Below are 12,723 nucleotides of genomic sequence, written 5' to 3' on the forward strand. Positions count from 1 at the left end.
GCCAGGTATTTCCCGGGTGCTCGAAGTCGCTCGGATCCGCCGGAAAGTGTCGGATATTGCTCAGTCTTATCTCGATATCAAGAGGCTCGGCGTCGAACGACTCGCTAGAATGATCCCATGAAAGACGAGGTCGACCGGCTTGTCGCGGCATGGAAGCGGGAGCGCCCGGACCTCGACGTCGAACCCCTCGAAGTACTGAGCCGGGTTACCCGACTGGCGAGGCATCTGGACCGCGCCCGGCGTACCGCGTTCTCCGCGCGCGACCTCGAACCGTGGGAGTTCGACGTGCTCTCCGCGCTGCGCCGGGATGGTGCGCCGTATCAGCTCTCGCCCGGCCAGTTGCTCACCCAGACCCTGGTGACCTCCGGGACGATGACCAACCGGATCGACCGCCTCGCCGCCAAGGGCCTGGTGCTGCGACTGCCCGACCCGGACGACCGCCGCGGTGTGCTGGTCCGGCTGACCGAGGACGGTCGCGATCGGGTCGACGCGGCGATGGCCGAGCTGCTCGGCCAGGAACGGGCCATCCTGGCCGGCCTGACGGTCGATCAGCAGATGGTGCTCGCCGGGCTTTTGCGTTCTCTTGTCGCGCCGTTCGACAACCACGCCTGAAACAAACCTCTTTGACCATCTCATGGCCATGATTCACTCTTAGTGATCAAATGTGTCAAGCACCCGTTGTGTGCCGGGAACGGCTGCCTGTAGACAAGTCCCTGTTGAGAGCGGAACCGCAGGGGTTCGCCTCGGGGAACAGGAGCAGGGCATGAGGTGCATCATTCGTCCGATCGGCGGCACGCGTCGGGAGCGGCGCGCGGCGTGCGCTCGGACCGACCGACCCACTCCCGCCGAACTCGCCGCACTCACCGGGCACGACTAGCCCCGGTCCCTCGGGGGTGAGGGGGGAAGGTCCCGCTCATGATCCGCGAAGGCGTCTTGGGGAAGTAACGCCGGAACGGGTCGGACGGCGGCGGCCGAGGAGACACGCCGGGGGCGCGGAGGGAGCGAACGCGGGGGGACAGGTGGGGGGAAACGCGGAGGGGAAACGCGGGACGGGCACAGGGGAAGAGGGGCGGGGAAGCGCGCGGGGGGCGATGAAACGAGGGGGTCGGGGGCGACTCGGGGAGAAAGGTAGTCGGGGGGTAGGTACGGCGGCGGGCCGGTGGATGACGATCCACCGGCCCGCCACCGTGTTTGTGCGAACGGCCCGGCAACCGGATCCGGCCGCCCGAAATCCCGAGCCGCGTTCGATCCCGACCCGCATGCGAGGACCCCGGCTCGTGGGTCGGCTCAGCTCGCCGGCGATCCCGCGTCCGGCGCGCGCGTCTGCGGTGTGAATGTCACCGGCAGCCGCTGCAACCCCCGCATGATCAACCCGCCGCGCCACCGCAGTTCGTCCTCGGGCAGGGCAAGTCGTACGTCCGGCAGCCGACTCAGCAGTGTGCCGATCGCGATCCGGCCTTCGAGCCGGGCCAGTGGTGCGCCGATGCAGTAGTGGATGCCGTGCCCGAACGCGAGGTGCTGGTTGTCCGCGCGGGCCGGATCCAGCAGATCGGGCTCGGCGAACCGGCGTGGGTCCCGGTCGGCTGCCGCGAGCACCACCAACACCGGCTCGCCCGCCGGGATCCACGTGCCGCCGATCTCCAGCTCGGTGGTGCTGAACCGCCACGTGGCCACTTCGACCGGCCCGTCATAGCGCAGCAGTTCCTCGACCGTGGGCGCGAGCAGCGCCGGGTCGGCCTGTACCGCGAGCCGTTGGGCATCGTGCGTGAGCAGCGTGAGCAGGCCGTTGCCGATCAGGTTGACGGTCGTCTCGAAGCCGGCGAAGAGCAGGATGAAGGCCATCGCCGCGGCCTCGTCCTCGGTCAGGTGTTCGCCGTGGTCGCTCGCCCGGATCAGCCCCGAGATCAGGTCGTCGTCCGCATCGGTGAGGGTCGCGCGCTTGCGATGGATCAACTCGGCCAGGTACGTGCGCATGTGCCGCACCGCCCGGGCCACCCCGCCGCGCGGACCCGAGCCGTGCCGGATCATCATCCCGGCCCAGGTCCGGAAGTCCGCCTGGTCCTCCTCGGGCACCCCGAGCAGGTCGCAGATCGCGTAGATCGGCAGCGGGAACGCGAAGTCGTGGATCAGGTCGGCCTCGCCGGTGCTCGCGAAGTCGTCGAGCAGCCGGTCCGTCAGGGCCTGGATCCGAGGCCGGAACTCCTCGGCCCGGCGCGGCGTGAACGCCTTCGACACCAGCCGGCGCAGCCGGGTGTGATCCGGCGGGTCGAGGTTGAGCAGGTGCGCGCCGACGCCGGAGCGCTGTTCGCCGGGCACCCCGACCTTGCCCTGTTTCCAGGCCGCCTCCGAGCGCCGCGGGTCCTTGCTCAGCCGCTGGTCGGCGAGCGCCTGCTTGGCGTCCGCGTAGCGGGTGACCAGCCATGCCTCGACCCCGCTGGGCAGCGTGGTGCGGTGCACGGGCGCGTACTCGCGCAGGTGTGCGTAGGCCGGGTATGGGTCGGCGATGAACTCGCGCGAGAACAACTCGGGTCCGGCCGGCACCGCGTGCGCGGGGCATCGGGTGGGGTCGTCGGTCACGGCTGTGGGGTCCGCGCCGCGCGCAGGCCCTTGACGCCGAGCCAGCCGATCGCGTTGCCCGCCACGAACGAGACGATCGTCAGCGCCAGATGGATCAGGAAGAACGTGGTCGCGCCGTCGTTCCAGGACCGGTCGTCGGCCCAGATGTTCTTGAGGAAGTTCGGCCACAGGATCCAGCTCCAGATGCCGAACAACACCAGACAGGTGGAAGTACCTCGGCCGATCCTCAACGTGAAGCACCCGTTCCTCGGTCAAAACCTCAGCAAATTTGTCCCGGTTCAGTATGCGGCGGCGCGGTTGACGAACCGCAGCCGGGGGCCGACAGTACGCTCATCACATGTTTGATTGGTTCCGGGCTTCTCGTAAGCCGGCCGTGTTCTGTGCTACCGCGCTCGTTTTCGCGTTCGGTCTTGCTCCGGCCGCCAGGGCTGCCGGTCCCAGCCCGGAGCCGCAGCCGTCCACGCCGATGTCCGATGTCGGCGGGCCACGTCTGGCCCAGCCCGGCGTACAGAGCGACCTGCCGCCCGGCGTACCGCCGTTGCCCGCAGTCGAGGGCTGGGCCTGGGTGGTCGCGGACGCGGACAGCGGCAAGATCCTGGCGGCGAAGAACCCGCACTGGAAGCTGCCGCCGGCCAGCACGCTCAAGATGTTGTTCGCCGACACGGTGCTGCCCAAGATCGACCGGAACACCACCCACCAGGTGGCGCTCGCCGATCTGCAGAACCTGGGCGAGGGCAGCAGCCTGGTCGGGATAAAGGAGAACGAGACCTACAAGGTCGAGGACCTGTGGCGGGGCGTTTTCCTGCGCTCGGGCAACGACGCGGTGCACGTGCTGTGCGCGATGAACGGCGGCGTGTCCGCGACGGTGCAGCAGATGAACGAGCGAGCCAAGCAGCTCCAGGCGGGCGACACGAACGTGGTCTCGCCGGACGGCTATGACGCGCCCGGGCAGGTCTCCAGCGCGTACGACCTCGCGCTGTTCGCCCGCGAGGGGCTCAAGAACAACGACTTCCGGTCCTACGCGAGCACGAAGGTCGCCGACTTCCCGGGCGTGGCGGGGGCCAAGTTCCAGATCCAGAACACCAATACGATGCTCGGCCAGTATCCCGGCATGATCGGCGTCAAGAACGGCTACACCACCAACGCCGGCAACACCTTCGTCGGCGGCGCGCAACGCGGCGGCCACACACTGCTGGTGAGCCTCATGCACGTCGAGGGCAAGGGCAAGACCTACGAGGACACCGGGAAGCTGCTCGACTGGGGCTTCGCCGTGCTGGCCCAGGCGAAGCCGATCGGCGCGCTGGTCGAGCCGCTCTCGGTGCCGGGCGAGAAGAAGGACAAGGGCTCGAAGCCGACGGAGGCCAAGGGAGGCGAGGCCAAGACCGCGAAGGCGGCGTCCGCTTCGAAGGACAAGGGCTTCAACTGGGGGCTGTGGGCGGGGCTGGGCGTGCCGGCGGCGCTCGTGATGGGCGGCGGCGTGCTGTTCGCCCTTCGGCGGCGCGAGGGGAATTCGGGGGTTCGGTTCGAGGACGACGTCCTGCGGTAGCCGTTGGTGGGCTTGAGTTGGCCTCAAGCGCCGGCCGGGCTGGTGGGTGGCCTCAAGCGCCGGCCGGGCTGGTGGGTGGCCTCAAGCGCCGGCGGGACTGGTGGGTGGCCTCAAGCGCCGGCCGGGCTGAAGGTGCTTGGCTCGGGCTTTTATGGGTGGCCTCGAACACCGGGCGGGCTGAGGGTGTTTGGCTCGGGCTTGAAGGTGGTCTTGGACGTCGGCCGGGCTGCGGGTGTTTGGCTTGGAGTGGGTTTATGAGCGATCTCGGGTGAACCGCTCCAGCAGGATGCCGAGTGCGGCGGTGCCGGCGATCGCCAGGCCGTACGTGCGGGCCGGGTGGGAGTGCTTCGCGGTGTATCGGGACAGGTCCAACGGCGGTTCCGCCGCCGCCTTCTCGGCTGCTGCGTCGGCGTTTTCCTCGGCCTCCGCGGCCTCCTGCGCGTTGGCCGTCCACGCCGCGCAGAACAGCAGCAGCCGGGTCACGAAGTAGATCCACAGAAGCAGCGCGACCGGTACGGCGAAGGCGCCGTACGCGCTCTTGCTCGCGACACCCGAGATGTATCCGGACACCAACAGCTTGAGTACCTCGAAGCCGACCGCGCCGATCAGCGCGCCCTTGACCGCGACCGCGCGGCTCATGGTCAGTCGGGGCATCCCGACCAGCAGGTAGACGAACAGCACCACGCTCGCGCCGACCGCGACCGCGAACGCGGCGATCTGGAGCAGGATCCGGCCGACCGGCTGATGTTCGAGCCCGATCGAGTCGGAGAGTTCCTGGATCACGATGGTCGCGAACGCGGACGCGCCCACCGACAGCGCGAGCGCCAGCCCCAAGCCGATCAGTACGCCCACGTCGGCGGTCTTGCGCACGATCACGTTGCCGGGTTCCTCGTCCACGTCCCAGATCGCCCGGATCGACGACCGAGTCGCGTCCACCCACCCTGTCCCCGACATCAGCAGCAGCACGCCGCCGATCGCGCCGACCGCGCCCGCGTTGCGCACCAGCGCGTCCAGGTCGAGCTTGTCCGCGATGCCGGGGATCTGCTCGGAGATCTTGTTCTGCATGCGTTGGACCTGGGACGCGTTCAGCGTCGCGGCCACCACCGCCGCCGCGAGCGTGATCAGCGGGAACAGCGACAGGAAGCCGTAGTAGGTCACCGCCGCGGCAAGCCGGTTGCCCTGCCGGTCGCCGTACCGTGCATACGCCCGCCACGTGGGGCCGATGACCGGGATCCTCGACAGCCGTTCCTTGATCGCCACGGCTGACTGCTGCCCCTCCGACGCCCGGCCCACACGCGACTCCACTCTGTGACCTCCCGTGTGGCCACGACGGCGTCACACGGGCAAAGGACCCGGCAACGATTGGCCGAACGCGAAGTCACGTTGCGGACGCCACACCCCGTCGGCGCCGTGCTCGTACAAACTGAAGCCCCAGATCGGGAAAACCGCGTCGTAGTCCACGAGTTCGGCGAATGCGAGGTCGAGCATATGGTCCGGTAGATGGTGCGCGACGGTCACATGTGGGTGGTACGGGAAGTGCAATTCGCGCTCCAGCGGCCCGGATCGCACCGCGGCCTCGATCCGCTCACACTCCGGGATGCCGCGCGCGACCTGGACGAACACCACCGGCGAGGTCGGCCGGAAGGTGCCGGTGCTGCGCAGGTGTATGTCGAACGGGGCCTCGCCGGCGGCGACCGCGCGTAGATGTTCCTCGACCTCGGACATCGCCTCGTCGGCCACCTCGGTGGGCGGCAGGAGGGTCACGTGGGTCGGGATGGCGTTCGCGAGCGGATCCCCGAACCCGAGGCGGCGAGCCTGGAGCTCACTGCCGTAGGGCTCGGGGATCGCAATCGACACCCCGATGGTGCGCTTCGCCATGTGCTGCGCCTCAGACTCCCGTCCGACCGGTCACCGGGGGCAGGAAGCCGACACGGTCGTACGTCTTGGCCAGGGTCTCGGACGCCACCGCGCGAGCCTTCTCCGCGCCCTGGGCGAGCACCCTGTCCAGCTCGTCCGGGTCGTCCAGGTACGTGCGCACGCGGTCCTGGAAGGGCTCCACGAATTCGACGAGCACCTCGGCCACCTCCTTCTTCAGATCGCCGTACCCCCTGCCCGCGAATCGCTCCTCCAACGCGGCGATCGAGGTGCCGGAGAGCGCCGAGTGGATGGTGAGCAGGTTGGACACGCCCGGCTTGTCGGTCTCGTCGAAGCGCACCTCGGTGCCGGTGTCGGTGACCGCGCTGCGGATCTTCTTCGCGCTGACCTTGGGGTCGTCGAGCAGATTGACGATGCCCTTGGGCGCCGAGGCCGACTTGCTCATCTTGATCGTCGGGTCCTGCAGGTCGACGATCTTGGCCGTCTCCTTGACGATGAACGGCTTGGGGACGACGTAGGTCTCACCGAAGGTCGAATTGAAGCGCTGCGCGATGTCGCGGGTCAGCTCCAGGTGCTGGCGCTGGTCCTCGCCGACCGGGACCGCGTCCGCCTGGTAGAGCAGGATGTCCGCGACCTGGAGCACCGGGTAGGTGAACAGGCCGACCGTGGTGCGGTCGCTGCCCTGCTTCGCGGACTTGTCCTTGAACTGGGTCATTCGCGCGGCCTCACCGAAGCCGGTCACGCAGTTCATGATCCAGGCGAGCTGCGCGTGCTCGGGCACGTGGCTCTGCACGAACAGGGTGCAGCGCTCGGGATCGAGGCCGGCCGCGAGCAGCTGCGCGGCGGACGTCCGGGTGCGGACCCGCAATTCCTTCGGATCCTGTGGAACCGTGATCGCGTGCAGGTCGACCACACAGTAGAAGGCATCGTGGCTGTCCTGGAGCGGCACCCACTGGCGGATCGCACCCAGGTAGTTACCCAGGTGGAACGAATCCGCGGTGGGCTGGATTCCGGACAGAACACGGGGACGCGTCGATGCCATGACGCCATTCTCTCAGGCGCGTGAGGCAGATCCGGTCAGGGGAGCCGCGCGACCCCCGCGCCGGGCGCACAACAAAGCGGGTGAGCGCCCCGGGAAACACGCAACGATCGTGCGGTGGTGGACAACGCTCGCGCCTTTACTCCCCCTTCGGATGCGACCTAGGCTGAGCAAGGCCGATACAGAGGGTCGTCGACCGCACATCCACGGTGACGACCGGGTGCGGCTCCGGCATGCCGCCATGCACCGGCCTGCCGCCATGCACGGCCACACCAACGACACGGCACATCGACGCGGGTCGCGGGAACCCCGCGCTCCCGCGTGCTGCCGCCGTTCGCGAGAAGGGGATATCGCGTGCGCCTCACCTCGTGCTGCGGTCGATCGGGCCGATCCGTGCTGCGGTCGGAGCGTGTATCGCCCGGAGCCGAGCGGGCGCGGGTGCCTCGACAGCGGCGCCGAGGGTTCGTCGCGCCGCGGGCGGCCGAGCTGCGGCACTACGTGATGTGCCCGCCGGTGTTCCTGGACGCGCCTTCGGCCGATGATTCGCGGGCCATGCCGCACAGGCGAGGGTTTTCGGGCTCGCGAGGGCTCTCCGGCTCGCGAGGGCTTTCGGACCCGGGAGGGCTGCCGGACTCGGGAGGGCTGCCGGAGCAGACCGGGTTCGCGGCGCGGACCACCGCCGCGATGGGTCAGTGGGAGCGGTTGCGCGGGACGCTGATCGCGCTGGGGCATCGGGTGAGCCTGGTGCCGGGTCGGCCCGGGCTGCCCGGCATGGTGTTCGCCGCGCGGGCGGCGACCGTGGTGGGTGGTCGGGTGCTGGGTGCGCGGCCTCGTTCGGCGGATCGCTCCGCCGAGACGCCGGTCTACCTGGAGTGGTTCGATCGGCGCGGCTTCCGGGCGGGTCTGGAACCGGTGTTCGCGCACGAGGGCGAGAACGACCTGATCCCGGCCGGTCCACGACTGCTGGCCGCGGCGGGACCGCTGACGGAGCCGGCCGCGCATGCCGAGGCGGAGGCGTTCTTCGGCCTGCCGGTGCTCCCGCTCGAACTCACCGACCCGCGCTTTTGCCGGCTCGGCTCGGCGCTGACCGTGCTCGGCGAGCACACCGTGGCCTACTACCCCGGGGCGTTCACGTTACGAGCGCAGCGCCGACTGGCCCGGGTCTTCCCGGAGCGGATCGAGGTCGACGAGGCGGACGCGCTCGCGCTCGGACTGGACGCGGTCTCCGACGGGCGCAGTGTGCTGCTGGGCGACGCGACACCGGCGCTGGCGGCCCGGCTCGCGGGCCGCGGGTTTCGTACGATCGAACTGGACATGTCCGCCTTCGCGGCCCACGGCGCGAGCGTGCGCAGTTGCGTACTGGAACTGCGCGCCGGTCGTTGATCGCACGTCTTCACGGGGTATCCCGTCTGTGCGTACTCGGGTGAATTTCATGCTTCTCGCCGCTGTTGTGCGCTTTCCTCATTTTCGTACTGCCATCCGCCTTCGTATCGATCCCACCCCGTATCGATCTCCACCGTTGCGAAAGGACGTCATGAGCACGCAGCACTCGCCCGTCCCCTCCTCCGAGCACAAGTCGGGTGTCGGCCGCCTCGCCGGCCTGGGAGCCGAGAGCACCCGACTGATCGAGCTGGCCGAGGACTTCAGCGCGCACAACTACCACCCGCTGCCGATCGTGGTGGCCGAGGCGCACGGCGCCTGGATGACCGATGTCGAGGGCCGGCGCTATCTGGACATGCTGGCCGGGTATTCCGCGCTCAACTTCGGGCACGGGAACGCGCGCCTGATCGACGCGGCCAAGCGGCAGTTGGACCGGGTCACGCTGACCAGCCGCGCATTCCACAACGACCGCTTCGCGCCGTTTTGCGAGCAGCTCGCGCAACTGGCCGGCATGGAGATGGTGCTGGCGATGAACACCGGCGCGGAGGCGGTGGAGACCGCGGTCAAGACCGCGCGCAAGTGGGGCTACGAGGTCAAGGGCGTACCGGACGGGCAGGCCAGGATCGTGGTCGCCGCCGGCAACTTCCACGGCCGCACCACCACGATCGTGAGCTTCTCCACCGACGAGGAGGCGAGCCGGCACTTCGGCCCGTACACCCCGGGCTTCGACGTGGTGCCCTACGGCGACGCGGCCGCGCTGCGCGCGGCGATCACCGACGCCACGGTGGCGGTGCTGATCGAGCCGATCCAGGGCGAGGCCGGCGTGCTGGTCCCGCCGCCCGGCTATCTGGCCGAGGTGCGCCGGGTCACCGAGGAGCGCGACGTCCTGTTCATCGCGGACGAGATCCAGTCCGGCCTGGGGCGCACCGGCCGCACCTTCGCGTGCGAGCACGAGGGCGTGGTGCCGGACATGTACATCCTGGGCAAGGCGCTCGGCGGCGGCATCCTGCCGATCTCGGCAGTGGTGTCCTCACGCGCGGTGCTCGGTGTTTTCGCACCCGGCGAGCACGGCTCGACCTTCGGCGGGAATCCGCTGGCCTGCGCGGTCGGCCTGGAGGTGCTGGAGATCCTGCGCTCCGGCGAGTTCCAGCAGCGCTCCGCCGACCTCGGCGACCACCTGCACCGCGAACTCGCCACGCTGGTCGGCCACTCGGTGACCGCCGTTCGGGGTCGTGGGCTGTGGGCCGGTGTGGACATCGACCCGACCCACGGCACCGCCCGCGAGGTATCCCAGGCCCTGATGGACCGCGGCGTCCTGGTCAAGGACACCCACGGCCAGACGATCCGCATCGCCCCGCCGCTGGTCATCTCCAAGGACGACCTGGAGTGGTCGTTGGACCAGCTGCGCGCGGTTCTGGGGTAGCACCGGGACCACCTGGAGACGGCCGCGAAGTCGGGAACTTCGCGGCCGTCGTGTGCGACCTCATAGCGAGGCTGTTTCGTACATCGTGTCGAGGTCGACGAGTCGAAGGTCGGGGCCTTCGAGTCGCGGACCGGGACGAGGCCCGGGGGATCATCGCCGACTTCGACGTACGCTCCGCCATTGGTGTTGCTGTACGTCTGCGCCACGTCACCGTGCTGTACTGGGTCGATCCCATGTCTCGAACTCCTCGACGGTTGCTGTCGATGTGTGGCGTGCGTCAGACGTGGAGCGCCAGTGTCAGTGCCGTCCATGAGGTTGTTGGGATGGTCAGGTGTCCGACACCCGGGGCCTTCGAGTCGCGGACCGGGACGAGGCCCGGGAAATCATCGCTGACCTCGACGCACGCCCCGCCATTGCCGTTGCTGTACGAACTCTTGCGCCACGTTGCCGCGCTCGCGTCGTAGGTGGTCCCCATGTCTCGAACTCCTTGATTGCAGCTGTGATCATCGCTGCCGAGGCCCTGGGTGGGAGCGCGTGCGAGCGCAGTGAGGCGAAAGCCCGGGCGCGCGCCGCAACGCTTGGCAGGTCTTCAATCAGTTGGCCTGAATCGCTGCCTTCAAGGTAGGCGATTGTGAGCTCGTCCGGCAGCGCCAGCAGGATGAGCGAACCCCCAAGGACGGGGTGTGCGCCATGGGAGAAGGGCAGTACCTGGATCGTGGTGTGATTCGCATCCACGAGTGGGAGCAACGAACGGAGTTGCTCGCACATGACTTCCGCGCCACCGATGGGTCGCCGAACGGAAGCCTCGTCCAAAATGACGCACAGCTGTGGTCGGTCGGGGGTTTGAAGGCGCTCTTGCCGACTCAGCCGCGCGGCGACCAGCTTGTCGATCGCGGCGGGTTCAGCGTCCGGGTTGAACGCAGACAGGAACGCCTTTGCGTAGGCAGGTGTTTGGAGCAGACCCGGGATCGTGGCAGCCGCGTACTCTTCGACGGCGCTCGCTTCGGCCTCAAGTCGCATGTATCGGCGGTACTGGCCGGGGTGAATGTCGAACCTGATGAAGCCGAACATCCTCGTGAACATCACGCCGGTACCCAGGGCAATGTCGAGCTTGGGTCCCAGAGTTTCGTGCAGATGCTCCCCGTTCTCGAACTTCGACATCTGAGATTTGTTGAACCCGAGGATTCCCGCCAGCGCGGTAACGCTGAGACCGGCTCGCTCGCGCTCCATCCGGATTTCCGCGCCGTAGCGATGACTTGGGGACAGCTCCGGGTCGAGTCGGCGTTGCTGGAACGTCACGTGCAACCTCCCGTGTTGCGTGAACCGGCGCGCAACAGGGCGGGTTGTCGAATCGGTGCACTGTGCGCCATTCCTTCGATACACAAGGTAGTGGCGCGAATTCGTCCATGAGAGGCGAATCGGCCGTTGCGCCGGCACGAGGCGGTTGACCGCCTCGCGAGACCGCCGTGCAGCGGATGCAGGGGGCGAGCACACGCCTTGGACAGCAGCTCGCCCCCTACGTGCCCCCAACGGAGAGGACAACATCATGATGCCGGAAGCCAACGGAGCCGACGTCGTTTCGCCGGGCGACGCCACCGCTGCCGATGTGATGCAAAACGCCAGACTCGCCTATCTCGTACGGCAAGCCGCGCTCGTCATGCGGCGGCAGGAGGCGGCTCGGCCCCGCCGCGAAGTGATCGCGCACTCCGCCGAGGACCTCGACGTGGGCAACGTGTTCTGCGAGCGCCATCGGCACGCGCAGTGCCGCGACGCGGCCTCGGAGCGGGACGGGACGCTTATGGACGTGATTGGTACGAGCGTCTACCTGCGCGGCCACGATGGCCTCGAATTCGTGTGCCGCATGCACGACTTGGTGATCCTTGCTTCGCCGCCGCCGATCCTCTACCGGCGCGTGCGCTACATCGGATCCGAGGACCCCGCCCTGCGTCCCGACGGTGAGCTCACCGAGCTGTGGGCCGTCGACCAAGGCAAGCTCGCGACCGTGCAACCCGCCAATGGGCACGCCTGGTTCGCGTTGACCACCGATCTGGAGCGAACCGGCTTCGTGCTGGGACCCGTCGCCGACTGGCCGAAGCCGCCATACCGCTCGGATGCGGTCGGCTCGTAGGATCCGCCACGACCGCGGCCCCGGCCCGGAGCTCCCCAGCCATCGCACGACGAAGGGGGCCGCCCCAGCGGAGCGGCTCCCTTCGTCCGTGTCCGAGGACACCGTGCTCACGAGCTTCGGCGGCCCACCAGCCTCGGCTTGGGTTCTATGCCGGAGAGGCCGTTCCAGGCCAGGTTGACCAGGTGGGCCGCGACGTCGGCCTTCTTGGGGCGGCGTACGTCCAGCCACCACTGGCCGGTCAGGGCGACCATGCCGACCAGCATCTGGGCGTACATCGGGGCGAGCTTCGGGTCGTAGCCGCGCGACTTGAACTCCAGGCCGAGTACGTCCTCGACCTGGGAGGCGATGTCGCTGATCAGCGATGCGAAGGTGCCGGTGGATTGGGCCACCGGCGAGTCCCGGACCAGGATCCGGAAGCCGTCGGTGTTCTGGTCGATGTAGTCCAGGAGGGCGAAGGCGGCCTGTTCGAGGAGCTCCCTGGGGTGTCCGCCGGTCAGCGCACTGGTCACCATGTCCAACAACGCGCTGGTCTCGCGGTCCACGACGACGGCGTAGAGCCCTTCCTTGCCCCCGAAGTGTTCGTAGACCACCGGCTTCGAGACACCCGCCTTGTGAGCGATCTCCTCGACGCTCGTCGCGTCGTAGCCACGCTCCGCGAACAGTGTTCGACCGATGTCGATCAACTGCTCGCGACGCTCTTTCCCGGTCATGCGCACACGACCGCCGCCGCGCGGTGCACTCCGCCTGCTGCTTTC

Annotated in this window: 12 protein-coding genes and 2 pseudogenes; 5 read left to right on the forward strand and 9 right to left on the reverse strand. The window is 68.6% G+C overall.

Going from position 1 to position 12,723, the window contains the following annotated elements:
- Positions 1-117 precede the first annotated feature (117 nt).
- A complete protein-coding gene (locus tag ABZS54_RS18750) occupies positions 118-612 on the forward strand; it encodes a MarR family transcriptional regulator (protein WP_355536728.1) in 495 nt (164 codons plus the stop codon).
- Positions 613-1,287: 675 nt separating this feature from the next.
- Here the strand turns inward: ABZS54_RS18750 and ABZS54_RS18755 are convergent.
- Both ABZS54_RS18755 and ABZS54_RS18760 read right to left on the reverse strand, forming a co-directional pair.
- Complete coding sequence (locus ABZS54_RS18755) at positions 1,288-2,577, reverse strand: cytochrome P450 (RefSeq protein WP_355536731.1); 1,290 nt, start codon at positions 2,575-2,577, stop codon at positions 1,288-1,290.
- Positions 2,574-2,807, reverse strand: coding sequence for a hypothetical protein (locus tag ABZS54_RS18760; protein WP_355536734.1), 234 nt, complete (start codon positions 2,805-2,807; stop codon positions 2,574-2,576). The genes ABZS54_RS18755 and ABZS54_RS18760 overlap by 4 nt, the downstream gene beginning before the upstream one ends.
- Positions 2,808-3,043: 236 nt before the next feature.
- Here ABZS54_RS18760 and ABZS54_RS18765 point away from each other — a divergent pair, with 236 nt between their 5' ends.
- Positions 3,044-4,123, forward strand: a complete 1,080-nt coding sequence (locus ABZS54_RS18765; RefSeq protein ID WP_355536737.1) for a D-alanyl-D-alanine carboxypeptidase — start codon at positions 3,044-3,046, stop codon at positions 4,121-4,123.
- A 252-nt stretch (positions 4,124-4,375) separates the two neighbouring features.
- On the opposite strand, the gene ABZS54_RS18770 is transcribed toward ABZS54_RS18765, so the two are convergent.
- The 3 genes from ABZS54_RS18770 to trpS are packed head-to-tail and all read right to left on the reverse strand — an operon-like array spanning position 4,376 to position 7,040.
- Complete coding sequence (locus tag ABZS54_RS18770; RefSeq protein ID WP_355536740.1) at positions 4,376-5,428, reverse strand: YihY/virulence factor BrkB family protein; 1,053 nt, start codon at positions 5,426-5,428, stop codon at positions 4,376-4,378.
- A gap of 30 nt (positions 5,429-5,458) precedes the next feature.
- Complete coding sequence (locus ABZS54_RS18775) at positions 5,459-6,001, reverse strand: 2'-5' RNA ligase family protein (protein ID WP_355536743.1); 543 nt, start codon at positions 5,999-6,001, stop codon at positions 5,459-5,461.
- Between the two features lie 10 nt (positions 6,002-6,011).
- The gene (gene trpS, locus ABZS54_RS18780; protein ID WP_355536746.1) at positions 6,012-7,040 is read right to left on the reverse strand and encodes a tryptophan--tRNA ligase; all 1,029 of its coding nucleotides are present in this window, start codon (positions 7,038-7,040) and stop codon (positions 6,012-6,014) included.
- A gap of 681 nt (positions 7,041-7,721) precedes the next feature.
- Between trpS and ABZS54_RS18785 the strand changes: the two genes are divergently transcribed.
- Both ABZS54_RS18785 and rocD read left to right on the forward strand, forming a co-directional pair.
- Positions 7,722-8,420, forward strand: coding sequence for an amidinotransferase (locus ABZS54_RS18785; protein ID WP_355536749.1), 699 nt, complete (start codon positions 7,722-7,724; stop codon positions 8,418-8,420).
- A 151-nt stretch (positions 8,421-8,571) separates the two neighbouring features.
- Positions 8,572-9,840: an ornithine--oxo-acid transaminase gene (gene rocD, locus ABZS54_RS18790; RefSeq protein ID WP_355536752.1), complete on the forward strand. Its 1,269-nt coding sequence runs from the start codon at positions 8,572-8,574 to the stop codon at positions 9,838-9,840.
- Between the two features lie 107 nt (positions 9,841-9,947).
- Here the strand turns inward: rocD and ABZS54_RS18795 are convergent.
- The 3 genes and pseudogenes from ABZS54_RS18795 to ABZS54_RS18805 form a co-directional block, all read right to left on the reverse strand.
- Positions 9,948-10,075 (reverse strand): annotated as a pseudogene (locus ABZS54_RS18795) (DUF397 domain-containing protein); the annotation flags it as partial.
- Positions 10,076-10,117: 42 nt separating this feature from the next.
- On the reverse strand, positions 10,118-10,315 hold the full coding sequence (locus ABZS54_RS18800; RefSeq protein ID WP_355536755.1) for a DUF397 domain-containing protein: 198 nt from the start codon (positions 10,313-10,315) through the stop codon (positions 10,118-10,120).
- 35 nt (positions 10,316-10,350) lie between these two features.
- Positions 10,351-11,388, reverse strand: a pseudogene (locus ABZS54_RS18805) (Scr1 family TA system antitoxin-like transcriptional regulator); the annotation flags it as partial.
- Here ABZS54_RS18805 and ABZS54_RS18810 point away from each other — a divergent pair.
- Positions 11,387-11,968 (forward strand): hypothetical protein, encoded by a 582-nt coding sequence (locus ABZS54_RS18810; protein ID WP_355536758.1) that lies wholly within the window; start codon positions 11,387-11,389, stop codon positions 11,966-11,968. The pseudogene ABZS54_RS18805 and the gene ABZS54_RS18810 overlap by 2 nt on opposite strands.
- A gap of 107 nt (positions 11,969-12,075) precedes the next feature.
- On the opposite strand, the gene ABZS54_RS18815 is transcribed toward ABZS54_RS18810, so the two are convergent.
- A complete protein-coding gene (locus ABZS54_RS18815; protein ID WP_020554598.1) occupies positions 12,076-12,678 on the reverse strand; it encodes a TetR/AcrR family transcriptional regulator in 603 nt (200 codons plus the stop codon).
- Positions 12,679-12,723: the final 45 nt, after the last annotated feature.

Source organism: Embleya sp. NPDC005575, from assembly GCF_040605455.1.
GTDB lineage: Bacteria > Actinomycetota > Actinomycetes > Streptomycetales > Streptomycetaceae > Embleya.

Coding starts and splice junctions, on each gene's coding strand:
- ABZS54_RS18815 (WP_020554598.1), bottom strand. CDS start 12,678: ATGACCGGGAAAGAGCGTCGCGAGCAGTTGATCGACATCGGTCGAACA.
- ABZS54_RS18800 (WP_355536755.1), bottom strand. CDS start 10,315: ATGGGGACCACCTACGACGCGAGCGCGGCAACGTGGCGCAAGAGTTCG.
- ABZS54_RS18775 (WP_355536743.1), bottom strand. CDS start 6,001: ATGGCGAAGCGCACCATCGGGGTGTCGATTGCGATCCCCGAGCCCTAC.
- ABZS54_RS18765 (WP_355536737.1), top strand. CDS start 3,044: ATGTCCGATGTCGGCGGGCCACGTCTGGCCCAGCCCGGCGTACAGAGC.
- rocD (WP_355536752.1), top strand. CDS start 8,572: ATGAGCACGCAGCACTCGCCCGTCCCCTCCTCCGAGCACAAGTCGGGT.
- ABZS54_RS18785 (WP_355536749.1), top strand. CDS start 7,722: ATGGGTCAGTGGGAGCGGTTGCGCGGGACGCTGATCGCGCTGGGGCAT.
- ABZS54_RS18750 (WP_355536728.1), top strand. CDS start 118: ATGAAAGACGAGGTCGACCGGCTTGTCGCGGCATGGAAGCGGGAGCGC.
- trpS (WP_355536746.1), bottom strand. CDS start 7,040: ATGGCATCGACGCGTCCCCGTGTTCTGTCCGGAATCCAGCCCACCGCG.
- ABZS54_RS18810 (WP_355536758.1), top strand. CDS start 11,387: ATGATGCCGGAAGCCAACGGAGCCGACGTCGTTTCGCCGGGCGACGCC.